Genomic DNA, 23,585 nt, shown 5'->3' on the forward strand with positions numbered 1-23,585 from the left:
GTGCCACACTCAACTTGCCTGTATAACCTTGATAATTATCTTGTAAATAGGCTTCCAAACCTACTTGCTCATATCGCTGCCGATAGTTCCTCACTGTTCCTTCACTGATGCCTAAACTGGCACTAATCACCTCCATACTTTGACCCAAATGAAGCATTAAAAGCACAGTTATCTTCTTGTACGCTCTGGCATAGCGTTCATTGTGTTGTAACTCCCTTAGTAAATCATAGTCTGCTTGTGATAACATTTTTACTAATTTGATTACCAAATATTGTACTTTTTTCGTAATTTTCCTAATCCAAATTTCAAAACCTTTTACTTTTTAGTATAATAAAAGGTGGACAGCACAATTTTCATTTTGAGAATATTACAGGAACATGCGTTGGATTTTATATGCCCCAATACACCGCAAAAATCAACGTTCCGGGCTTTCATCTGCATTTTATCTCTGAAGATAAAACAAAAGGTGGTCATGTCCTTGATTTTGCAACTGACAACCCGCTTATAGTAGAACTTGACAAAGCCTCAGGTTTAATAATAGAAGAAAACACCCACACCGATTGGCAAAATATCAACTTAAAAACTAACAGAGAAAAAGATTTAAAGCAAGTAGAGTAAAGTTGCTGACCGAAAATCCAAAAGTTTTCCAACACGTGCCATTGAAATACGTTGCAACTTATCTCGGCATTACCGACACATCGTTGAGCCGTCTATGTAAGGAGCTTCTGAGAAAGTAATTTCTTGCCATTTGCTAAGTAATTTCTTGAAAAAACTATCGGACTTTGCATGAATAAAATTACAAATTTATGCAAGCAACAATGTTACAACAAAACGACTTTGAAAAGCAAGTTACCCTCGTAGTTGTTTTTTGGGGCATTGCCAGTTTTTTTGTTAGGGTATCATGGATTTTTCAATCTTATACCACGCCCGGTCTTCAGTGCTGCCGTAGTACTTATACTGAGCAGCTTAATTCTTTATTACCAACTGAACGATAAGTTTAGGCAATTCTGCAACAACATTCCTCTGAAAGCGATTACTTTATTTCATGCTTGGCGAATTTTTGCAGGTTGGATTTTCTTGTCGTACAGCGGAGTGCTTTGAGAAACGTTCATCAATAACGCAGCGTATGGTGATATTATTTCAGGATTTTTTGATTGAGCGTGTTCGTGTTTTGGTCATTCTAAACTGAATTACTTCATCTTCAATATAGTTGGCTTACTTGACTTTATTGTAGCCGTAGGCACAGGCATCACACTAACAATTTTGGGAGATGAAGGAATGAGACCCGTTATTCATCTGCCCTTAATTATGATACCACTTTTTGGCGTTCCACTTTCAGGGTTTACGCATTTCATTTCACTAAGCCGTTTGCTAAAAATGAAAAACTACAAACTAAGCGAAATAATTGGGTAATATGAGCAATGAATTTAAAAGACTTGCCCTCTTTGGCATAATTATAAGTTTACTAACCTCTACCTATGTTAGTTTTCTCGGAACAATTTTCAAGCAAGGATTTGGCACTGAGAACCTTGTTTACAATTGGTTAAGTCTTGTGCTCAAAGCATATATTGCTGTACTACCCTTTGTACTTATAACCGGACCATTGGTAAGACGATTGGCTGATTGGATTTTCGTAAAATTGACTTCAATCAAGAAGAAGTGAGAAGAAAGGCAGGGATAGACCCGTTAGCGGGCATTATATCCGAAATTATCAGCGGACTTTAAACCTTTATCTTGATGATGTGTCTAAGGTTGAAAATTGATCATATTAACCTCACTTCGTATGCAAAAAATACTTTCAATTATCAAACTCTTAACTTTTTTGCTGTTTGTATCTTGCAGCAAAGAAGATACACCACAACCAACTACCCCTCCTCTCTCTGAGAAAGATTTTTCACCTCTTACAGCCATTATGCAAAGCAATTTATCGGCTTTCAATGGCAATGCAGGGCTACTTTTGATGAGCAAAGATGGAACAATATTGTACAAGCAATACTTTGGCTCGTACAACGACAATACCTACATTCCTATTGCTTCGGGGTCTAAACTGCCTTCTATGGTTACTATAATGGCATTGGTAGATAAAGGTTTGGTGAATTTAAATGACAAAGTAAGTTTATTCTATCCGGCCGAATTTGCTGCTACTGATAGAAAAGATATTACAGTAAGGCAATTAATGTCGCACACATCAGGTTTTGCAGGCGGTAGTCAATGGATTAGTACCGACCTCGTCAACCTTCAAGAGGCGGTGAAAGGAATTGGGCAAGGTGGAGTGATAGGTACAAATAATGTGCCAGCAGCCTCAATGCCTTACGCACCCAATGGGTCTAAATTTGGTTATGGTGGAGTGAGTATGCACGTAGCAGGCGGAATTGCAGAAAAAGTTACTGGAAAAACTTGGGATGTTATTTTTAAAGAACAGGTAGCAGACAAATTAGCAATGCCCAATACCAATTATGTTGCTTTGGGTAACACCACCAACTACCGTATTGCTGGTGGGGCAGGTACAAGAATGATGGAATTTGCCAATCTATTACTCATGCTCTTGAATGATGGAAAGTTTAACGGGGTACAAATACTTTCAAAAAATGCTATTGATGAAATGCTCAAAGACCAAACCAACGGAATGCCAATTGCCTTTACGCCCTATGAAGGTGACCCTTTGAGGCAAAATTTTCGGTATGGCTTGGGATGTTGGGTGGAGGAAGTAACCAACGGAGTTCCTACTGCCTTTGGCTCGCAAGGTGCGTTTGGTTTCAGCCCTTGGATTGATAAGAAAAGAAATGTCATTGGAATTCTTTTTGTGCAAAGAACACTCGGGGCGGTAAACACGCAACCTACAGCTGAAACAGCTCCTTACACGCTTATCCGAAAAAAGATTAATGAAATTATAGACGCTCCCTAACATGAAAAATTTATTGATTAGCATTTTGTGGATAGTATTTTTAGCCGCCTGTCAAAAAGAAACTGAAGACCCCACTCCTGCAACACCCCCCTCTGTGGAATTTGCTTGGCTAAGGTCGGTTGGTGGTGCAAATGATGAAGTCATCAGAGGTACTTTTTTAGATGCTCAAAACAATACGCACATCGTGGGTACATTTAGGGGGACTATGAGTATTGGTGGTCAATCTTTGGCGAGTAACGGTTTGTTGGATTTGTTTATGGCAAAATTAGACCCAAACGGCAATTTTATTTGGCAAAAATCCTTTGGAAGCAGCACAGGAAGCGACCTTGCCGTAGATGTTGATGGCGATGCTATGGGCAATATGTATGTTACAGGAATGTTTAGTAAAAATATCAACTTTGGCAACGGCATATCACTAAATGCAGGCACAAGTGATGATGATGTTTTTGTAGCAAAATTTGATGCCAATGGCACTTGCCTGTGGGCTAAGATGGGATTAGGAGATGCCACGGATTATGGCAACGAAATCAACGTAACATCTGATAATAAAATTTTGACTATTGGTTTTGCCAATAAAGGTATAACTTTTGAAAATACAACGCTCAACAATTCTACTAATTACGGAATGTTTGTAAGCAAGCATAACAGTAGTGGTTTTTTAGAGTGGGCTAAACTTTTTTCTTCCACAGGTGAGGTTTTAGGCAGAGGCATCAGTTCTGATGAGAACGGAAATGCACTCATTACAGGTACATTCAAAGGAACACTTACGCTTGGCACAACTTCACTAACAGCGACTTCGGCTAACGGAGATGTGTTTATAGCCAAACTTGATATCAATGGCAATACACTTTGGGCAAAAAGGTTTGGACAAACAGGTGAAAATTATGCAAGAGGAATTGACAGTGATGCAGAGGGGAATATCTACGTTTCGGGTGTCTTTGATATGCAAATTTTATTCGGTTCAATTAACCTTACTAGCAACGGACAAAAAGATATTTTCCTTACCAAGTTTGATGCTAATGGGAATGTAATCTGGTCAAAATCAATAGGAAGTACAGGCAATGAAGAAGGTTGCGAAATAGAAGTAAATACTAACGGAAATATCTTTTTAACAGGCAGTTACACAGGCACACTTACCTTGAATAATGATAATTTTACAGCAAAAGGTTTGCGAGATGTTTTTGTGGTAAAGACAGATAAAAATGGCAAGTTCATTTGGCAAAAAACTATGGGAAGCCCGCAAGATGATGTAAATTATGCAATAGGATTAAACCGAACCAATGAGAATGCAGTTACAGTAGGCACTTTTGCAGGTACTTTTTCGCAAGCCACTCAATCTGTTACGAGTTTGGGGAATTATGATAGTTATATTTCCCTCTTAAAATAATAACGCCCGCTAACACGGGTTTTGCGTCAGGCGGGGTGACCTGCAAAATTAGGGCTTTGTGCTTCCATTCAAGTTCCGTGCAGGGTTGACAGTTTTTTGCTTCGAGACCCGCCCGAACGCAAAGCCCGAAAACGTTATCGGCATAATTTTAAAAAGCCAACGGAAAAGGCGAGAAACGAAAATTGACAGCCTAACTATCTTAAAATGAAAATTATGTTTCACTTTAAATAGTTAGTTTTATGAAAATCAAGTTAGTTTTAATCCATTTTGTTGTTTTGACAACATTTCTGTTTCAAGTTTCTTATTCAAGTACCTATGCCCACTTATTGGACAAAAATGTGCTTGCCTTTCAAGAAGAATACAGGGTGACTGGTTAAAGGAAAACCTATAATGGTTGGGTAAAAGTGCCTTTAAAGATTAGAGTCACTCAACCAAGTTTTGGCAAGGAAAAAGTGGAAGTAATAGCTTATCACACAGGTTATGGTTGGAGTGATGTTACTTTTTGTATTGTATCATCTGTTTCAAAATACACAGACGGAGAATATGCCGCAGCAAATTTTCAATATAAGGCATCTTGTGCAGGCACAGTTTATTTCAATTTTTAAAATTTGAACTTATGAATGCCAAATGGGAATTTTATCAAGACCCACAAAACTTGTGGCGTTGGAGAAGAATAGCACCTAATGGGCGAATAGTAGGCTCATCTTCACAAGGTTATGTAAACAAATCCGATTGCATTGATAATGCAAAACGAAACGGATACAAGGGTTAATTTTTTGAGTTAGGGCACTGAAAATGTGCCTAACTTTTTATAAATTTGTAAAAAAACACTATGAGTAGGAAACTAATCCGTTTTGACTGGGCAATGAAAAAATTGCTACGCCAAAAAGCTAATTTTGGCATTTTAGAAGGTTTTTTATCGGAGTTACTTCGTTTTGATGTAACGATAGAAAGCATTTTGGAAAGCGAAGCCAACAAGCAAGACGAATACGATAAATACAATCGTGTGGATATTTTGGTTAAAAGCCAAAGGAATGAATTGATGTTAGTGGAAGTCCAAAATGATTCTGAAATAGATTATTTCCAACGTATGCTCTTTGGTGTGTCCAAATTAGTAACCGAGTATATTAAAGAAGGCGAACCCTACGGAACAATTAAAAAAATTTACTCTATAAATATTGTCTATTTTGGTTTAGGGTAGGGCAAAGATTATGTTTATGAATACAAAGGCGAATTTGTAGGCTTGCACCAAAACGATACTTTGCTACCAACAAGTTTGCAAAAGCAAGATTTCAAAGTAGAAAAGGTATCTGATATTTTTCCGAAATACTACATTATAAAAGTAAATAACTTTAATGATGTAGCCAAAGACACCCTTGACGAGTGGGTTTATTTCCTCAAAAACAGCGAAATAAAAGACAATTTCAAGGCTAAAGGTTTAGACAAAGCCAAAGAAAAACTGCGTTACGAAAGTTTGACAGAGGAGGAAAAGAAAATGTATGACCGCTTTCAAGAAAACAGGCGTATTGAAACCAGTGTGAGTTATACAGCCAAGCAAGAAGAAAAAGTTGATATGGCTAAAAAAGCAATTAAAAAAGGCTTTGATAACCAAATTATCGCAGATTTGACTGATTTAACCACTGAAAAAATTGAACAATTAAGAAGTGCGAAAGAGTAAAAACTGTGCCTAACATTATGTTTGCGAGGGTCGCCCCGCGAAAAGGCAGGCTGATGTACATAATTTAGGCTTTTGTACTTTCTATAAACTTTGTGTGTAGGGCAAGGAAAGTGCTATTAAAGCCCGCCCTTCGCAAACATTTTTCCGTTAATGGTAATTTTACAACGACAAACTAAAAAGTAAAGAGTATGAAAAATCTATTGTTTTTATTCCTGTTGAGTAGTAGTGTAGCATTTGTCTACTCTACCCTACTATTTTTAACTACTTGATAGCGTATATTTTAGTTTATTTTTAAAGAATTTTATTTTTTGAACTATCAAAAATCTAATCAACTTATGGGCAAAACATTCAAACTTTTTGACACTTTATTTGAGTATATCTTTAAGCCAATCAATACCTGTCCTGCAAAAACTGTATGACTTATAGCCATGCTTTTTTTCTTTGATTTTCTCAATTTTCTTATCTACATAAACCCCTACATGCATACATACACTAAATCCTATACTGACTAAACCCACTAATTTTTTTAACTTATCACCATGTTTAAAATGTGTATTTTCTATGTCAAAACCTCTTTTTTTGAAGGGCTGAAACATAGTTTCTACTGTCCACCGCTTGCGATAAGCTTGCCCTAAATGTTTAGGGTCAGACATGGTGCCTACCAAAAACAATAAATCCCCGCCTTCTAATTTTTTCAGATATACCTTCACCCATACCCTATCTATCAAACAATCCTTCAAATACAAGGGCTGATGGCTTGCCAAGTCCTCTGCTGATTGGATACGCCCATCAAACCGTTCTATCAAATGATGTTTAGGCATACGAACACAAAAAGGTATCTGCTTGTTTTTCAAAAATTTAAATCAAGCATGACCCACCAATTCCCTATCTGCCACCACCAGCCCAATTCTTTCCACTCCTATTAAATTAATCACTTTTTGTAATAAATCTATGCGATTTTGACAGGACGAATTGCCACTATGCTTATCTAAAAAAGTCTTCTAATCGGTGATGAATACTTTTAACTTTGATGGTATCTCCTTCCTGTTTTATCCTCTCTGCAATAGCTGTTAGTTGAACTTTTAATAAATATTTAATGCTTCTTTGTCCAAATAACCACCTGCAACGCTATTAATTGATAATCCATAAAATATGTGTTAAAAAACCTCTGCATTCTTTTTTTAACAGCCGCTGTACTTGCCTTACTATCAAATCCACTCGCTATCTTGTCGATATTTACTGTTTTTACCTTGCATAGTGCCAATACAAAGAGCGTAATAAATTTTCGCATTGATTTATGTACTTTGGGCAAGTGAGTTTGTAAATTTTCAATAATTTCTTTTCCTTTGTTTAAACTTTTAACCTGATATGTAGCCATAGCTTTTTGAGTGTTTTTATGTAATATTTTCTCAAAACTATGGTTTTTCTATGATTTATAAAGGTTTTGTCATGCTACAATAAAGTAGGCATTAGACAGGCTAATTTCTTGGAATTTTAAAACTAAAACCAATTTTTACTGAGCATAACAAAGCATCATACAATCAAAAACACTCCGTACAATCACTTATTCATGTAATCTAAAACTAAAAAACTATGAAAAAAAATTTTTACCAATTCCTATTTATAAGTAGTTTTCTCCTGCTAAGTAACCTTTACTCCTATGCTCAAATCACTTTTGAGGTTACATTTCCAGAGGAAAGAAGTAAAACAGCCTTAGATGGTCGCTTGCTGCTTTTTATTGCTACGCATAACCAATCAGAACCTCGTTTTCAAGTAGTTGATGAGGTAAAAACTGCTCAAGTTTTTGGCTTAGATGTCGACGGCTGGAAAGCAAAACAAGTCATGAAAATAGACGGCAAGGCTTTTGGCTATCCTATTCGCAGTTTGGCAAACTTGCCCAAAGGAAAATACTTCGTGCAAGCACTTTTGCATAAGTACGAAACTTTCAAACGCTCCGATGGGCATACTGTAAAGTTGCCGATGGATAGAGGCGAAGGGCAAAACTACCGCACTGCTCCGGGCAATATTTACAGCGAAGTCATGGAAGTAGAGTTAGACCCTGCTACTGCCAAAGTAGTCAAGTTAGATTTGACCAAAGAAAACCCACCTATCGTCCCTCCCAAAGACACCAAATACATTAAGCACGTGAAAATTAGGAGTGAAAAATTATCTAAATTTTGGGGAAGGGATATGTACTTGGGTGCAAATATTCTGCTCCCTGAGGGTTTTGATGAACACCCTGAAGCACGCTATCCGCTCATGGTCTATCACGGGCATTTTCCCTATGACTTTGGCGGATTCAGAGAAACTCCTCCAGACCCCAACCTCCCTACCACTGACTACAGTGAAAGATTTAGAATTTACGGATACAATAAAATAGTCCAAGAAGAAGCCTACAATTTCTATAAACTTTGGACGAGCAAAGATTTTCCACGCTTCTTAATCATTGAAATTCAGCACGCTAACCCTTACTATGACGACTCCTATGCGGTCAATTCTGCTAACTTAGGACCTTATGGAGATGCGATTATGTATGAACTAATCCCGCATATAGAAAAGCAGTTTAGAGGAATCGGGCAAGGCTGGGCAAGATTCACCTATGGTGGCTCTACAGGAGGCTGGGAAGCCTTAGCTGTACAGGTTTTTTATCCTGACGAGTTTAATGGTTGCTTTGCCGCTTGCCCTGACCCCATAGATTTTAGAGCTTATACCGTAGTGGACATCTACAAAGATAAAAATGCTTATTACCAAGAGGGGGCTTTTAAGAGGGTGCCTCGTCCCGGCAAGAGAGATTATTTGGGACATGTATATTGTACGCTGGAGGATGCTAATTTGAAGGAATTAGCATTGGGAACAAAATCTCGCTCAGGCGACCAGTGGGACATTTGGCAGGCAGTGTACTCCCCCGTAGGGGCTGACGGCTATCCTAAACCTATTTGGGACAAACTCACAGGTGAAATAGATAGGTCAGTGGCTGAGTATTGGCGAGAAAACTACGATTTAGGTTATATCTTGAGGAGGGATTGGGACAAAATTGGGAAAAAGTTAGAGGGAAAAATCCATATTTACTGTGGCGATATGGACAACTACTACCTCAATAATGCGGTTTATTTGGTAGAAGACTTCCTGAAAAGTACTAAAAATCCATTCTATGGTGGTGAAGTAACCTATGGCGATAGGGCGGAACATTGTTGGAATGGCGACCCCAATCTGCCAAATCACATTACTCGTTTGCGTTATAACTTCATGTATGTACCCAAAATTTTAGATAGGATTCAAAAAAGTGCCCCAGCAGGAGCAGATTTGAAAAGTTGGAGGTACTAAGTGGCTTTGTAAATATAAATCGGATTGTTGATTCAGGCATGTAAGTAATTTAACAGAGTTATCAGGTTTGAGTATTTCCCAGACAAATAAGTCAGTATTTTTCAAAAAGTTTACGTAAAATTTACATACTTTTGAATATACAACAGGTTAAAGATTTTTCAACTTGCTACATTTAGTAAGCCAACATATCAATTCATTATCAAATATTTATCATATATACGCTTATGTACGAACAGTATCACAGGTGGTATTCTCACCGCATAGGTCGCGAGTTTGAGATGCTTACCTTCGGTTATGGAGGTTTTCCTATCATCGCTTACCCTACCTCTATGGGCAAGTATTATCAAAATAAGGACTTTCATCTGATAGATTCCATCGCTTGGTTTATCAATAATGGCAAGGTCAAGGTTTATTGCCCTGATAGTATTGACAACGATAGTTTTTACAATAAGGGTATCCACCCTGCCCACAAAATTATGAATCATGTCATTTATGACGATTTGATTTTGAATGAGGTAGTCTATAGGGCAATGCACGAAACAGGTTTTGGTAAGGTCGCTATGGTAGGGTGTAGCTTTGGAGGTTATCATGCCCTTAATTTTTCTTTCAGACACCCCGATAAGGTGGCTTACATGTTTAGTCTGGGGGGAGCTTTTGACATTAGTTCCTTCATGTGGGGCTACCACGATGACAATGTGTATTTTAACAACCCTGTAGAGTATATGCCCAATTTAGGCGAAGGGTGGTACTTGGACAATATCCGCAGAATGGGCATTATTTTAGCCACAGGCGACCAAGACATCTGCAAAGAGGACAATTACAGAATGTCGGGTATTTTGCACTCTAAAGGCATCAATCACTGGTTAGATGTGCGTTGGGGGGCGCAGGGGATTCACGACTGGCCTGCTTGGAGAGCCATGTTACCTGACTATGTGTCGCAAATTAGGTGGTAAAGAACTCATAAAGATATGAAAATGAAAACTTCAAGGCGAAATTTTTTGAGGGGTTTTGCCTTTGCTTCTTTGGTTACACCTTCTTTGCTCTCTGCGAAAGTAAAGGCAAAAAACCTTCCTATTTCTTGCAACACTTATAATTGGGTTACTTTCTATCGCCGCCAAGGAAAAGAATGGGGAAAGGATTGGGAGGCTTGCATCAGCGAATTTGCTCAGACAGGTATCCCTGCTATAGAGCCGAGTTTTCAAAGTGCAGAAGAAGTAAAGGTTTTAGCTCCTATCTTGAAAAAGTACAATATCCTGATGCCCTCTTTGTATGTAAATAGCTTGTTGCACAAGGCAGAGGAAGCAGAAAAATCCATTACTTCTGTGCTAAAAATAGCAGAAGAAGCCAAGCAACAGATGAATACGCAGATTTTTGTAACTAACCCAAGCCCAATCCGATGGGGCGGGAATGAGGTCAAATCTGATGCAGAGCTATTGGTGCAGTCTAAGAACGTAGAAAAATTAGGAGCAGAGTTACGAAAAAAAGGCATTATCTTAGCCTATCATACCCACGATATGGAAATGCTGGCAGGCGCAAGAGAGTTTCACCATATCTTGCTAAATACCTCCCCTGAAAATGTAGCCTTTTGCTTTGACGTGCATTGGGTTTACAGAGGCTCACAAAACTCACAAGTAGCTGTTTTTGATGTACTTAAACTCTATGGTAAACGCATCGTAGAACTGCACATTCGGCAGTCGGTAGGGGGAACGTGGACAGAAACTTTTGCAGGCAAGGGCGACATAGACTACTTGCGGTTTGCCAAAGAAATAGAAAAAATGAAGATACAACCACACTTGGTCATAGAACAATGTCTGGAGGAGAAAACCAATGTTTCCCTTAGTGCAGTAGAAGCCCACCGACAAGATTTAGCGAGTATTAAGGAGGTTTTTGGGAGGAGATAAAAATAAAAAGAGCAATCAAGGAAATTCTCGATTGCTCTTTGTGATTCCGCTGGGGCTCGAACCCAGGACCCCTACATTAAAAGTGTAATGCTCTACCGACTGAGCTACGGAATCTGATAAACGTAAACAAAAGATTATGAATGAGTTGCAAAAATTCATTGCCCTATTCATAATTTTGGACTGCAAAGGTCGTGATTTGTTCTTTATTAAGCAAGTAAAAAAGCATTAATTTTAAAAATTTTTACTTTTTATTCATAACCCTTTGCTAATCAGTATATAGTGCGCACGAGAAGATTCGAACTTCCACAGGATTGCTCCCGCTACCACCTCAAAGTAGTGCGTCTACCAATTTCGCCACGTGCGCTTTAGGATAGTCAAGTGATTCCGCTGGGGCTCGAACCCAGGACCCCTACATTAAAAGTGTAATGCTCTACCGACTGAGCTACGGAATCAAGTCATCTACATTGATTAAGCACTAACAAAAAATCTTAGCTAAAATGTTTCAAAAAGAAAGCAATTTTAGTTAAGAAATGAAAAAAACTTGTCGTCTAACAAGCAATTACTGTAAATTGCGGTGCAAAATTAATAGCTAAAATTTTCAAATGCAAACCTGCCGTCTATTTTTATTTGTACTATTTTTCCTTGTTGCCGCATTTCTGCCTCAAACAGGCTATACAGAAGATTATTTTACTAAACTCGACAAGGCAGATTCTTTGTTTAGGCAACGCAAATATACCGATGCGCTCAAATTATTTGAGGAGGTGCTGGACAATCAAAACAAAGATGAAAAGGACAGCAATGAAAATAAAGAAGATGAAAAAAAGGGCTACTTTACCTATAGAATGTTGCTCCAAATGGCATATATTACAGAAGGTTTAAATGATTATGCCGCTACCATGTACTACCTCAATCTCTATTACCTCAACAATCCTGAGCAAAAGGTTTTAAACAAAATTTCTGAACTTGCTTCTAAACACAAACTTGTCGGCTATGAGCCTAACGATGTAGAATATTTAGTAGCTATTTACAAGAAAAATCAAGTTTGGTTTCTCTCTTTCATTTTTATCCTATTTATGTCATTTTTAGGATTTTTGATATATAGACGTGCTAAAGGAAAGGAAATACTCTATCCAAGCATTGCTTTGAGTTTTGCCTTAGCGATTTTCTTTTTTATTTATAACTATTATGGGTTGGACTGGAAAAAGGGTATCATAAAAAATGAAAAAGTATTCTTGATGAATGCTCCCTCAGCAGGCGGGGACATGGTGAGTATGCTGAATAAAGGGGATTGCGTACAAATCATTGGACAAGAAGATATTTGGTACAAGGTAAGGTGGAAAGACAAGGACAATATTGCCTACTTAAGAGCAAATAACGTGTACGTTATTCAATAGCTACTTCCTAACCCAAATCCAGCCTTCTTTTTTAGCCATTGCGATATGCTCAGGCAGATAGACTGACCCTTCTAAGAAGTCTTTGGCGGCAAGCAAACACACTACCGCATCTAACATATCTGCTCGGCTATCAGCGTGAATTAGGCCGCTGATGTTAAGAATATGAGGCGCTAAATCTTGGATAATTTGTTTCCTTTTGGTTTTTTCCTCTGGTGAATCACCTTTATACCCACTTGATATAGTTTGGTATGCCCTTAGTGTAGCACTCGGATATACTTCTATGATGCCGTTTGCATCTTGTTTTCCTACTTCCCAGCACATTGGAAGAGAAAGTCCTTTGGCTCGTAACTCGCCAATAATTTTCAAAGCAGAGTGTGCAGTTCTGGCGATGCGGTCTGCTCCTACTTCCAAAGGTAGCTTGCCTGTTTTTTGATGCACAAAAGTATCGGTCAGCCTACGAAAAAAGCGGTCTTGTTCCTCTGCAAGAGGGTCGCCTGCTTGATGCAAAGCAAGTAAACGTCCCATAGGCTCAGACCAACCCAAAGGTGCATCAATAGCCATCAGTACCTCAGCAGGCGAAGATACGCTGGCATAGATAAGATCTGCAATATTTTGTTTTTTATTTCCCATATAGACCTCAGATAGCCAAAGGTTTGAGTTTTGGTAAGTCCCTATGGCTACGGCTGTGTTTTCTGCTTTGGAGGCGCAGTCTATACCGATGATTTGCAGCATATTAGGTTATTTGTCAAAATAAATTGTGATGAATTTTAGCTTTTATCCCTCGCCATAATGCAAAGAGCGAAAAGCCTTGCTCAAATATTTAATAATATCTCCCGCTATCATCGCTTCTTGAGATAATCTCTTGGCTGCCATATTGCCAGAAGTACCATGCAAGTAAGTCCCTATGCAACAAGCCTCTTCTGGCGTGTATCCTTGTGCTAATAAAGAGGTCAAAATACCAGTAAGTACATCTCCACTCCCTCCTGTTGCCATGCCTGCATTGCCTTGTGTGTTGAAGTAAGTCTTACCTTCTGGCGTAGTGATACAAGTAGTCGCTCCTTTCAAAATGATAAATACTTGACGCTGTATAGACATAGCTATTTGCAACTGATGACGCAAGTAAGGATTATTGGCACGTCCAAACAATCGTTCAAACTCTTTGGGGTGCGGGGTCAAAATACTATGCTTAGGGACAAAGTCCCACCAAGACAGATTCTCTGCTAAAATGTTCAGTCCATCTGCATCGATGACCATAGGCATAGAAGTTGATTTGAGCAAGTCGTGAAAAGCCTGAACTGTTTTCTCTCCCTTACCTAACCCACACCCAACTCCTATCGCAGTATATTTTTCTAAATCAGTAGATTCTCGGCAAATTTTAGAAATACTTTTTTTCTTTTTATCTACTACGACCATTGCCTCAGGAATAGCCGTCTGCATGATATTGTAACCACACTTAGGGACATGTACCGTCAGTAAACCTACCCCGGTTCGCATACATGCTTTAGCTGATAAGACTGCCGCTCCCATTTTCCCCTCACTCCCAACTACCAACAAGGCATGACCAAAATTTCCTTTATGAGCCGTTTTAGGTCTGACTTTCAGTTTTTTATAAATATCTTGTTTAGTCAATAAAAATAAATCAGAGGCTTGCTGACCCATGAAGTTTTTATCTAAGCCAATGTGTACTATGTGTACTTTGCCTGTAAAAACATAATTTTGGTCGTAAAGAAATGCTAACTTGTAGCCTTCAAAAGTAAGCGTATGATTTGCTTTAATAATAGCTCTATGCTCAATATCTTCATTGTTTTCTGCGAAAAGACCAGAGGGAATATCGATAGCGATAATTTGAGCCTTGCTATGGTTAAGGTAGGCAATGAGTTGGGCAGTAAAGTCCTTGATAGGCTTGTTAAGTCCTGAGCCAAAAATAGCATCTATGACTACATCGCTTGCTTGAATCTCTGGAAAATCAGAAACTGATTTGATGTAATGTAGGCTAAGATGTTGTTGGGTGGGGATTGGCTCACGGGTCGCAAGTGTTGCTTTTTTATTACTTTTGTTTTTTTTCTTTTCCAACTTCTGAATGACTTTTTCCAATCTTTTTATATTTTCCTCACAATCAGGGGAATACTTATCTGAGTAATTGATAATAAATACTTGGATATTACTCAAACCTTTTTCTGCCAAAAGCCTTGCTATTACTAAGCCGTCGCCCCCGTTATTGCCCATACCAGAAAATATTTTTAGTGTTTTATCAAAAGAAAAACAATATCCCAAAGGTGAATCTTCATCATAAAGTAGCCAATCTACGCACTGCGAAGCAGCTCTCTCCATGAGGTCAATAGAGCTAATAGGTTCATTTTGAATAGTATATTGGTCGGCTTGGCGAATCTGCTCGGCAGTTAGGATTTTCATAGTAACATGTTTTATATTTACTGTTTCTTTGGCTTTTGAATTATAATTATACAAAATTAAATGTAATTTTGCTTTTGAAAGTAGGTATTACTTTTCAATTAAATTATTTTTCAATGCCTAATAAATCATTTAAGTAACTCTATACAAAAAGACTATGGACATAAGGCATTTACTTAGTAAATTTGATATAAATTGTACTAATTTCAAATGTAGGATTTTGATTTTTTTCCTAATTTCTGCTTGTAGCAGTGATTACAGCGACCCTCAACTCCTTTCTGAATTTCATACCAAATATGTTTGGAAACCCAGCCTCCAAGTCTCAATCAATGACTCTTTGGACGTTTACTTAGACTACTCCTCTGGCATGTACGAAGCTATGTATGCCTCCCTTGATTTAGCAGTTAATGAGGTGCTTACCATTGCCAAAGGAGAAAAAACCAAGTTTTATCGAGCAGGTGCTACTTCCCCTTACTTGATTGATATAGAAGCCAGCGACAATATCCCTACTACTACGACCAACTACAAAGAAAACCGCTCTGTTTTAGACGAGCCTATTAAGCGTATTGTCAGAGGAGGTAAACAAGGAGTTTTCATTACTGATTTTGAGTTTGTTCCAACTGGACAAAAAATTTTTGAAGGAGCAGTGCCTGACGGGAGTCGGGTGAAAACATGGATAAACCCCGATGCTTGGGCTACTAACCTTTTTGAAACTTGGCTCAATAAAGGCAATCAGATAGACATTTATGCTTGCAAGTTTAGGGAAAAGCAGTTTTTGTACATTTTGATTTTTACCCCACAGGGATTGATAGGAAAGGACAACGCGCTTATCTCGAGGCTAAAACAATTGGATACTAAACTTTCAGATAGGTTGTACCATTTTAGCTTTTTTAACCTAAAAAATGCTAAGGCAGTAGCTAAAAACTATGATGCTCACTATGGAGGTTTGACAGAGCATCTTGCGGCTTTGGATTATGCGTATAAGCCTGAACGCCAATTTGAATATTATGAAGTCCCTTTGAAAGACATAGAAAAATACATTCATCAAGAACCTTCCGTCAAAGATAAGCGAATTTTAAGAAAAGTATTTTTAGAGGGAGATTGGCAACTATATGAAAATGTGGATATTGGGTTGAGAGCATACCGTATCTCTGAGGTATTTGGCTTGTATCAGCAAAACCAAAACCAAGCCCCTCCTGAGTACGAAATAGACCCAGAAACTGGGGACTCTACCTTAGTTTCTGGACAGCAAATGGTTTTTAGCTATACAGAAGGAGAAGCAGTAGATAATGTTTTTGAGGTAGTATTCAATAAAGAAACCAAAGAAATAGGCATCAAAACCAAAGCTGATTTTTATGGGACAGGCAACCCAAATGAAATTTATAGAATAGATATTTTTTTAAAGAATGCCAATTTCAAAGAAAGCCCTGAGATGAGCAAAGTTTTGCAATGGCAAGATAAGCAAGGCTTTATGGTTCGCTCTCTATATGAAAGCCTCACCGAAGCCTTACGAAGGACTGAAAAAAATGCCAAGGAACAGTTCCTCTATCGCTACTATGTCAAATTGGATTTTTAAAAAGGTAAATCCTCCTCGCTTTCAGGAGCATCTCTAAAAGTAAATTCCTCTGGCAAAGGAATTTCTGAGCTGGCTGTGTCCTTATTTTCTTTGATGGCATCTATCCGCCAGACATCTAAGTTGTTAAAATAGGTAGTAACTCCGTCTTTGGTGTAGGGCTTGCCTCTCAAATTGAAAAATACATTTATCTCCTCACCTACATTGAAGCGGTCTAAAATATCGCATTTATCTTGTGTAAGTTGGAACTTGACCTGCTCGGTGTAGTTCCCACTTGGGATTTCTACTACAAACTCACGCTTTTTGAAGCGTTCTGTAAGTTGTTGGCTATCATATTTAAGCAATAGCTTTCCTTTGACCTCAAAAGATGACATAGATGACAATATTTTTTGTTAGTTGTTCTTCTTTTTTTGCTGTCCCGGAGGTACTCCTCCCTTTTTCATTAATCCCGGTGGAGTATTTTTTTTCTTTGCTTGTCCGGGTGGAAGAGGCTTGCAAGCAATTGAAAAGCAGAAAGCAAACAATAAGATAATTAAAAGTAGTTTTTTCATGCGCTTTATCTAAAAAGTTTTATTGGCTAATTTTTTATTATTTTACTTTGTAACTTCAAAGTTATCGATTTTAAATCCATTTCTAAAATTTATTGAAAAAAAATCGCAACATACTTCTTAGAAATTAATTACTTTGCTAAAGCGATTTACTATTCTACCGTCATGAGTAGAAACAAAAAGCGTAGCGTTGTGGCTTTGGGCTTGTTGAATCAACATCTCTATTACGGCTTCTGTATTTTTATCGTCCAAACTTGCAGTGGGTTCGTCTGCTAAAATAATAGATGGTTGGTTAAGCAAAGCTCTGGCAATTACTACACGTTGTGCTTCGCCCCTGCTCAACTGCTCGGGTAGTTGTTTGGCTACATGAGCAACATTGAGTTGTTCTAAGCTATTGATACAAACCTTTTTGTTTTGGGGTTTTCCTGCCATATATTGGGCAAGAATGAGATTTTCAAGCACGTTTAAAGTTTTGATAAGATAAGTTTGTTGGAAAATCATACCAATTTTGCTTCCGCGAAATTGGTCAAGTCTTGCACCTTGCAAAGTGCTAAGGTCAGTCCCAGCGATGCTTACCTTGCCCGCAGTGGGTTTGAGCAAGCCTGCCATGATGTGAAGCAATGTCGTTTTTCCACTTCCTGATGCCCCCCTAAGCAAAATCTGTTCGCCTTGTGAGGCTTGCATTTCTTCTATGGAAAGTACGATGCGGTTTTCGTATTGATGTTGGAGTTTTTGGAGTTGAAACATATTTTTTCGGTTTATATTCCTTCAAATAACTGATAGCTTTCCAAGTATTGTGGAATAAAAGTATTCCACCCTAATTTTTCTTTGATAGTTTTTGCCAAAGCCTCTGCACTTTCTTTTTCACCATGCACGATAAAAGTATTCTTGGGTGCTTCTTGGAAAGAAGACAACCACTCGAATAACTCTTCAGAGTCTGCGTGGGCAGATAAACCGTCCAGTTTAGTAACTTTGCATTTCACAGGTACAAACTCACCAAATATTCTGACTTCTGGTTCGCCGTTTAGTATGCGTCTGCCTCGCGTACCTTCGCCCTGATAGCCGACAAAAAGCAATGTATCGTTTTCTCTGGGTAAGCGGTGGTATAAATGATGCAAAATACGCCCACCTGTTGCCATACCACTCGCCGAGATAATAATTGCATTGGATTTAATGTCGTTGATTTGCATAGAAGCCTGCTGTTCGTGGCAGTAGTAAAGATTATCAAAATCAAAAGGTTCATTATCCTCCTCGAACAAAGAGGCTTTGCACAAGTCTTTATTTTTATTGTAAATGTCCGTAGCGTTCATAGCCATAGGACTATCTATGAAAACACGACAAGGAGAAATTTTATGTGCCTTGAATAGTTGTTTTAGGTAGTAAAGAATAGCCTGTGTTCTCCCCAATGCAAACGCTGGAATAAGTATGCAGCCGTTGTAATACAAAGTTTCATTGATGATGCTGGCTAAGTCTGCTCTTGGGTCTTGGTCTGTAAGGTTGCGATTCCCGTAAGTAGATTCTACAAACAAGAAATCTGCCTCAGCAATCTTTTTAGGGGGATACAGCACAGGGTCATTAGACCTTCCCAAATCACCAGAAAAGACAATTTTCTTGTTCATCTGATTGCCTTTCAAGAATAGTTCTATGATGCCCGCTCCTAAAATATGCCCTGCGTATTGGTAGCGAAAAGAAACCTGCTCGTTTAAGAAAAATTCTTTTTCAAAAGGAATACCTACTAATAAAGGCAAAACCATATCCACATCTTTCAGCGTATAGAGAGGTTGTGGCTTGTCATGCTTAGAATACTGCTTGTGTTCGGCGTACTGAGCTTCTTCCTCTTGGAGTTTTGCTGCATCTTTGAGCATCATAGGAATCAAATCCAGAGAAGCATCTGTACAGTAAATCGCTCCTCTAAACCCTTGCTTGCATAGTCTTGGCAAGTAGCCGATGTGGTCTATATGCGCATGGGTAAGTAAGATAGCATCTATACTATCGGGATTGATAGGGAAGGGACTCCAATTTTTGAGGCGGTCTTCTTTTTTGCCTTGGAAAAGCCCACAATCTATCAAGAGGCGAAAACTATCAATGTCTAACAGGTACTTAGAACCTGTAACTATCTGTGCCGCACCAAGAAATTTGACAGATACGTCCATTAGTTTCATGTTTATTTTTTATGACAGTATCGTAAAAGTATAGCTAAATTTTGAAAAGAGTAAGAATTTGAGAAATAAAATTAATTCAGTGCCTTTACATAGTATTCGTATGCAATTATACTCACAGATGACAGGTTTGGCAAACCTATTCGGTGTAAAAGATTGATAATAATATTTTTTATTTGCAAACTCATTTTGTTTAGGCATATATCTGTCATATACCCTTTTTCTCAGGATAATCTTGAATAGGATTGCAATTTTCTAATTTAAAAAAAACTCCTATTTTTTTCTAAAAAATACAATTTTTACTTGTACTTTTGTCAAGTTTTTAAAATACAGATGAAGCATTTTTTAGCACATAGTTTTTCATATCCTTCTACTCCTCGCTTGCATTCAAGGCAAGTTTTACGCAGGAACTTCTATAGGCGACCCTAATGTGGGAAGATTTTTCTTTTAAAGTTTCACGTTCCCTTTTTATCATATTTTTTTCTTCTTAAAAGCACAGCGTTTTAACGACCAATCGTTTTTTTGAAGGTTTTTATTTGTAATTTTCTTGTCTTAGTGTTTGGACTTTCATGTTTGTATTTTAAAACTTTTAAAAAATCTCGAGTAAAAATTTTCTAATTTGGTTAAAAATTAAAATGGAATTTATTGTTCAGGTTGCCACAGAAAAACATTTAGAATACGCAGAAACCATTTGCAAAGAAATGGAAGAGTCAGCACGCCAACGTGGTACAGGTATTGCAAAAAGAGACCCTGAGTATATTAGGCAAAAAATGCGTGAAGGAAAAGCTATCATCGCTTTGAGAGAAGACGGTGCATGGGCAGGTTTTTGCTACATAGAAACGTGGAGTCATGCCAAATACGTGGCAAACTCTGGTCTAATCGTCAATCCTGAATTTAGAAAGTTTGGTTTAGCTACACGTATCAAGCAGGTAGCTTTTAACTTGTCGCGTGAGAAATATCCTGAAGCTAAGCTATTTGGCTTGACTACAAGCTCGGCTGTTATGAAAATCAACTCTGAACTTGGATATCGTCCTGTTACCCTTCCTGAACTCACTGACGATGAGCAGTTTTGGAAAGGTTGTCAGAGTTGTGTAAACTACGACATCTTGACCCGCATGAACCGCAAGCACTGCCTCTGCGTAGGCATGTTGTACGACCCTGCCGAGCATCAGAAAACACAAAATGAGCAGGTACAACTTCCTGAAAAAGAGGCAGTAAATGGGGCAGGTACTACTCAGAATGGAAAAAAGAAAAAGCGAATAGGACGGATTTTGAGCCAAGGAAGAATCAACTTTAATGAAAAAAGAAAACTTTTTGAGAGGTGGCTTAGAATCAAAGCGAATATTTTGCTTAAAAGATTCAAAAAAGAAGAAAATGGCAAAAATGGCAACGGCTCAGGCATCAAACAAAAACAAAAAGAAGTAGTGGAAGTGTAAGGCTTTAATTTCTAACTATTGAACTATCAAACAATAAAAAACTGAAATGAAAGATAAAGTAGTGTTAGCATTCAGCGGAGGTTTAGATACCTCTTACTGTGCTATTTACCTTAATAAAGAACTAAATTTAGAAGTTTATTCTGCCATAGTCAATACAGGCGGATTCAGCGAGGAGGAGCTTCAAGCTATTGAAAACAAAGCATATAGCTTAGGTGTAAGCAAGCACGTCAGTCTTGACCAGACCCAATACTACTATGATAAGTGCATTCGCTACATGATTTTTGGTAATGTACTTAGAAACAATACCTATCCGCTTTCTGTCAGTGCCGAGAGAATGTTTCAGGCACTGGCGATTGTACAGTATGCCAAGGAAGTAGGCGCCAAATACATAGCACATGGAAGCACAGGTGCGGGCAACGACCAAGTGCGTTTTGACTTGGTTTTCCAGATTCTTGCCCCTGAAATTCAGATTATTACCCCTATTCGTGATAAAAAGCTATCAAGAGAGGAAGAAATAGCATACCTCCAAAGCCATGGAGTTGTTGCCAACTGGGAAAAAGCCAAGTACTCTATCAATCAAGGAATTTGGGGAACAAGCGTAGGCGGAAAGGAAACTTTGACCTCTCACTTACCTTTGCCCGAAGAAGCCTACCCAAGCCAACTAAAACGCACCGATAGCCAAGAAATAGAAATTACTTTTGAAAAGGGAGAACCTGTAGCCCTCAATGGCAAGCTATTAGGAAGCGTAGCGGTTATCCAAGAACTTGCTAAAACTGCTTCTGAGTATGCGATTGGACGAGATATTCATATCGGCGACACAATCATTGGCATTAAGGGAAGGGTTGGCTTTGAAGCACCCGCCTCTCTCATTACTATCAAAGCACACCACGCACTTGAAAAACATACTTTGACCAAGTGGCAGATGTATTGGAAAGAGCAGTTGGGAAATTGGTACGGAATGCTGCTCCATGAAGGGCAGTATTTGGAACCTGTGATGCGAAACGTAGAAACTTTTTTAGAAGATACGCAGAAAAATGTAAGCGGAAAAGTAAAAGTAAAACTCATGCCATACCGCTTTGAAATTCAGGGCATAGAGTCGCCACACGATTTGATGTCTGCCAAATTTGGTTCGTATGGTGAAATGAACAATGCTTGGACAGGCGAGGACGTAAAAGGCTTTACCAAGATAATAGGCAACCAGATGAAGATTTATTATCAGGTGAATAATTCGCAATAATAATCATATAAAGTTTTGAAAAACTTGCATTTCTTCTTATAAATTTGCAAGATAGTTCATTAAAATTTCGTTTGATAGCAGTAGCCTATTAATTTTGATTCAAAATCTAAAAAACTTACGTATGAAATCCTTAAAACACTTTTATACATTCCTTGCCTTGCTTGTAGTAATCATCTTGGCAGGTTGCGGAAATAATGCAGAAACGGATAAACTTCGCTTGCAAAATGAAGAGTTGCTTGCCCAAGCGCGAAAAGATAGCTTGTATATCCAAAGTATTACCAACGAAATGAATGAGTTGTACGTAAACTTGGACTCAATGAGGGCGAGAGAGGAGCGTATTCGCCAGATGTCAGCGCGTATGCGTGCAGGCTCAGTAAGCGGTAGAGAAGGAGGGCTAAGCATAGATGAAAGTTTTGCAGAAATGGAAAAACTCAATGCAGAAAATCAAAGAAAAATAGCTTCCTTGCAAGCACAGTTGAAAAAAGCAGGCACAGAGAACGCACTTATCAAGAAAATGGTAGAGGAGTTGCAAAAAACTATTGCAGACAAAGATAAGTATATCAATGACTTGCAAATACAAATCTCTGATTTGCAACAAGAAGTAGAGGGCTGGAAATCTAAGTATGCCGCTACTGAGGTAGAAAAAACACAAGTCAAAGAAGAACTCGTACAAACACAAGATGTGATGAATACAGTATTCTATACGATAGGAACTAAAAAAGAACTTGCTGATAGAGGAGTGATAGACAAGAGAGGTTTATTTGGCAATATCAAGGAACTTAATGAAAGTCTTGATGATGATAAGTTTACTAAGATAGATATGCGTACTGTTAGCGAAATTCCTTTAGGAAAATATAAAGTAAAACGCATAGAACTCCTCCCAGAAAGACCTGCCAATTCTTTTGTATTAGAGGAAAGTGGAGAAAATGTTACCTTGAAAATCACTAATCCACAAGTTTTTTGGAAAAATAAGTATTTGGCGGTTGTAGTCAAGTAAGAAGATTGCTCAACCAGATGAGGTTTGAAGCACCTCATCTGGTTGGCTATATAAAAAGCATACTAAGACAATAATAATTTGATTACCTCCTCCCAATTTCTACTTCTGAAATCTACTTTTTCCTCATCTTCTTGCAAAACAAGGCTTTCTCCAAAAAATACGGTGAGCATTCCTGCATTTTTCCCAAATTCCATGTCGGAAATACTATCCCCAATTATCAAAGACTTTTGAAAATCTACCTCAGGAAATTCTTTTTGTGCTTTCAAAGCCATACCAATGTTAGGCTTGCGACATATATCGTTGCTTGATTTCAAAGAAGGACAGTAGTAAATCTTATCAATGATAGGAAGCAAAGTAGGATTATGCTCGGCTAATTTTGCTAACATGTTTTGATGAATATTGGCTAAATCTGCTTCGCTCATCAGCCCTTTCCCTATGCCTTGCTGATTGGTAACAACAAAAATATATTTGAAAATAGTACGAAGCTGAGCTATACTCGCCTGAGCATCAGGCATAAACTCAAACTCTTCCCACGTTTTTACATAATCTTCCACAAGGCGGACATTGATGACCCCATCACGGTCTAAAAATAAAGTCCAAGAAGGGTCTATGGATAGATTTGGCATAGATAGTTTTA

The 23,585-nt window shown here is 38.2% G+C and carries 25 protein-coding genes and 3 tRNA genes; 15 read left to right on the plus strand and 13 right to left on the minus strand.

Going from position 1 to position 23,585, the window contains the following annotated elements; translation table 11 throughout:
• Positions 1-247: helix-turn-helix domain-containing protein (locus tag BM141_RS18455; RefSeq protein WP_143090725.1), on the minus strand; the 247-nt coding region annotated here is incomplete at its 3' end.
• A gap of 83 nt (positions 248-330) precedes the next feature.
• On the opposite strand from BM141_RS18455, the gene BM141_RS18460 reads away from it, so the two are divergent.
• The 7 genes from BM141_RS18460 (at position 331) to BM141_RS23465 (ending at position 5,970) form a co-directional block, all read left to right on the plus strand.
• Positions 331-618: an acetolactate decarboxylase gene (locus tag BM141_RS18460; protein ID WP_262509465.1), complete on the plus strand. Its 288-nt coding sequence runs from the start codon at positions 331-333 to the stop codon at positions 616-618.
• A 796-nt stretch (positions 619-1,414) separates the two neighbouring features.
• Positions 1,415-1,663, plus strand: a complete 249-nt coding sequence (locus BM141_RS23805; RefSeq protein ID WP_143090989.1) for a DUF2798 domain-containing protein — start codon at positions 1,415-1,417, stop codon at positions 1,661-1,663.
• A 120-nt stretch (positions 1,664-1,783) separates the two neighbouring features.
• Positions 1,784-2,905 carry a serine hydrolase domain-containing protein gene (locus BM141_RS18470; RefSeq protein ID WP_091548954.1) on the plus strand — a complete coding sequence of 374 codons (1,122 nt, stop codon included), beginning with the start codon at positions 1,784-1,786 and terminating at the stop codon, positions 2,903-2,905.
• Between the two features lies 1 nt (position 2,906).
• Positions 2,907-4,292, plus strand: a complete 1,386-nt coding sequence (locus BM141_RS18475; RefSeq protein WP_091548955.1) for a hypothetical protein — start codon at positions 2,907-2,909, stop codon at positions 4,290-4,292.
• 616 nt (positions 4,293-4,908) lie between these two features.
• Positions 4,909-5,064 (plus strand): YegP family protein, encoded by a 156-nt coding sequence (locus BM141_RS18480; protein WP_091548956.1) that lies wholly within the window; start codon positions 4,909-4,911, stop codon positions 5,062-5,064.
• Between the two features lie 60 nt (positions 5,065-5,124).
• Positions 5,125-5,493, plus strand: coding sequence for a PD-(D/E)XK nuclease family transposase (locus BM141_RS23460; protein ID WP_221407708.1), 369 nt, complete (start codon positions 5,125-5,127; stop codon positions 5,491-5,493).
• Between the two features lie 42 nt (positions 5,494-5,535).
• Entirely contained in the window at positions 5,536-5,970 is a 435-nt protein-coding gene (locus tag BM141_RS23465) for a hypothetical protein (protein WP_221407709.1), read from the plus strand.
• Positions 5,971-6,335: 365 nt separating this feature from the next.
• Here the strand turns inward: BM141_RS23465 and BM141_RS18490 are convergent, their stop codons facing one another.
• Both BM141_RS18490 and BM141_RS18495 read right to left on the minus strand, forming a co-directional pair.
• Positions 6,336-6,824, minus strand: a complete 489-nt coding sequence (locus BM141_RS18490) for a transposase (RefSeq protein ID WP_394331692.1) — start codon at positions 6,822-6,824, stop codon at positions 6,336-6,338.
• A 239-nt stretch (positions 6,825-7,063) separates the two neighbouring features.
• Positions 7,064-7,348: a hypothetical protein gene (locus tag BM141_RS18495; protein ID WP_091548958.1), complete on the minus strand. Its 285-nt coding sequence runs from the start codon at positions 7,346-7,348 to the stop codon at positions 7,064-7,066.
• A 215-nt stretch (positions 7,349-7,563) separates the two neighbouring features.
• Here BM141_RS18495 and BM141_RS18500 point away from each other — a divergent pair, with 215 nt between their 5' ends.
• The 3 genes from BM141_RS18500 to BM141_RS18510 all read left to right on the plus strand — a co-directional run bounded on the left by BM141_RS18500 (position 7,564) and on the right by BM141_RS18510 (position 11,195).
• Positions 7,564-9,294: an alpha/beta hydrolase gene (locus tag BM141_RS18500; RefSeq protein ID WP_177217453.1), complete on the plus strand. Its 1,731-nt coding sequence runs from the start codon at positions 7,564-7,566 to the stop codon at positions 9,292-9,294.
• Between the two features lie 224 nt (positions 9,295-9,518).
• Entirely contained in the window at positions 9,519-10,247 is a 729-nt protein-coding gene (locus BM141_RS18505; RefSeq protein ID WP_091548959.1) for an esterase family protein, read from the plus strand.
• 15 nt (positions 10,248-10,262) lie between these two features.
• Positions 10,263-11,195, plus strand: coding sequence for a sugar phosphate isomerase/epimerase family protein (locus BM141_RS18510; RefSeq protein ID WP_317039488.1), 933 nt, complete (start codon positions 10,263-10,265; stop codon positions 11,193-11,195).
• Between the two features lie 41 nt (positions 11,196-11,236).
• On the opposite strand, the gene BM141_RS18515 is transcribed toward BM141_RS18510, so the two are convergent.
• The 3 genes from BM141_RS18515 to BM141_RS18525 form a co-directional block, all read right to left on the minus strand.
• Positions 11,237-11,309, minus strand: a tRNA-Lys gene (locus tag BM141_RS18515).
• A gap of 166 nt (positions 11,310-11,475) precedes the next feature.
• Positions 11,476-11,559: transfer RNA gene (locus BM141_RS18520), tRNA-Leu, on the minus strand.
• A gap of 15 nt (positions 11,560-11,574) precedes the next feature.
• Positions 11,575-11,647, minus strand: a tRNA-Lys gene (locus BM141_RS18525).
• A 150-nt stretch (positions 11,648-11,797) separates the two neighbouring features.
• On the opposite strand from BM141_RS18525, the gene BM141_RS18530 reads away from it, so the two are divergent.
• The gene (locus BM141_RS18530) at positions 11,798-12,589 is read left to right on the plus strand and encodes an SH3 domain-containing protein (RefSeq protein WP_091548960.1); all 792 of its coding nucleotides are present in this window, start codon (positions 11,798-11,800) and stop codon (positions 12,587-12,589) included.
• Here BM141_RS18530 and BM141_RS18535 read toward each other — a convergent pair whose 3' ends face one another.
• Positions 12,590-13,321 (minus strand): DUF429 domain-containing protein, encoded by a 732-nt coding sequence (locus BM141_RS18535; RefSeq protein WP_091548961.1) that lies wholly within the window; start codon positions 13,319-13,321, stop codon positions 12,590-12,592. It lies immediately after the preceding gene.
• Between the two features lie 42 nt (positions 13,322-13,363).
• Positions 13,364-15,001, minus strand: a complete 1,638-nt coding sequence (locus BM141_RS18540; protein WP_143090990.1) for an NAD(P)H-hydrate dehydratase — start codon at positions 14,999-15,001, stop codon at positions 13,364-13,366.
• A 217-nt stretch (positions 15,002-15,218) separates the two neighbouring features.
• On the opposite strand from BM141_RS18540, the gene BM141_RS18545 reads away from it, so the two are divergent.
• The gene (locus tag BM141_RS18545; protein ID WP_091548963.1) at positions 15,219-16,574 is read left to right on the plus strand and encodes a hypothetical protein; all 1,356 of its coding nucleotides are present in this window, start codon (positions 15,219-15,221) and stop codon (positions 16,572-16,574) included.
• Here BM141_RS18545 and BM141_RS18550 read toward each other — a convergent pair.
• The 4 genes from BM141_RS18550 to BM141_RS18560 all read right to left on the minus strand — a co-directional run bounded on the left by BM141_RS18550 (position 16,571) and on the right by BM141_RS18560 (position 19,281).
• Entirely contained in the window at positions 16,571-16,945 is a 375-nt protein-coding gene (locus BM141_RS18550) for a DUF3127 domain-containing protein (protein ID WP_091548964.1), read from the minus strand. The two genes, BM141_RS18545 and BM141_RS18550, sit on opposite strands and share 4 nt — an antisense overlap.
• An 18-nt stretch (positions 16,946-16,963) precedes the next feature.
• Entirely contained in the window at positions 16,964-17,122 is a 159-nt protein-coding gene (locus BM141_RS23090) for a hypothetical protein (protein ID WP_177217454.1), read from the minus strand.
• 117 nt (positions 17,123-17,239) lie between these two features.
• The gene (locus BM141_RS18555; RefSeq protein ID WP_091548965.1) at positions 17,240-17,866 is read right to left on the minus strand and encodes an ABC transporter ATP-binding protein; all 627 of its coding nucleotides are present in this window, start codon (positions 17,864-17,866) and stop codon (positions 17,240-17,242) included.
• 11 nt (positions 17,867-17,877) lie between these two features.
• Positions 17,878-19,281: an MBL fold metallo-hydrolase RNA specificity domain-containing protein gene (locus BM141_RS18560; RefSeq protein WP_317039489.1), complete on the minus strand. Its 1,404-nt coding sequence runs from the start codon at positions 19,279-19,281 to the stop codon at positions 17,878-17,880.
• A gap of 632 nt (positions 19,282-19,913) precedes the next feature.
• Between BM141_RS18560 and BM141_RS18565 the strand changes: the two genes are divergently transcribed.
• From BM141_RS18565 to BM141_RS18575, 3 genes are all read left to right on the plus strand, one after another.
• Positions 19,914-20,714 (plus strand): GNAT family N-acetyltransferase, encoded by an 801-nt coding sequence (locus tag BM141_RS18565; RefSeq protein ID WP_245764111.1) that lies wholly within the window; start codon positions 19,914-19,916, stop codon positions 20,712-20,714.
• 46 nt (positions 20,715-20,760) lie between these two features.
• Positions 20,761-21,951, plus strand: coding sequence for an argininosuccinate synthase (argG, locus tag BM141_RS18570; RefSeq protein ID WP_091548967.1), 1,191 nt, complete (start codon positions 20,761-20,763; stop codon positions 21,949-21,951).
• 121 nt (positions 21,952-22,072) lie between these two features.
• Entirely contained in the window at positions 22,073-22,948 is an 876-nt protein-coding gene (locus tag BM141_RS18575) for a Cbp1 family collagen-binding glycoprotein adhesin (RefSeq protein WP_091548968.1), read from the plus strand.
• A gap of 62 nt (positions 22,949-23,010) precedes the next feature.
• Here BM141_RS18575 and BM141_RS18580 read toward each other — a convergent pair whose 3' ends face one another.
• Positions 23,011-23,574, minus strand: a complete 564-nt coding sequence (locus BM141_RS18580) for a D-glycero-alpha-D-manno-heptose-1,7-bisphosphate 7-phosphatase (RefSeq protein WP_091548969.1) — start codon at positions 23,572-23,574, stop codon at positions 23,011-23,013.
• Between the last annotated feature and the right edge of the window lie 11 nt (positions 23,575-23,585).

Source organism: Thermoflexibacter ruber, from assembly GCF_900113045.1.
Lineage (GTDB): Bacteria > Bacteroidota > Bacteroidia > Cytophagales > Thermoflexibacteraceae > Thermoflexibacter > Thermoflexibacter ruber.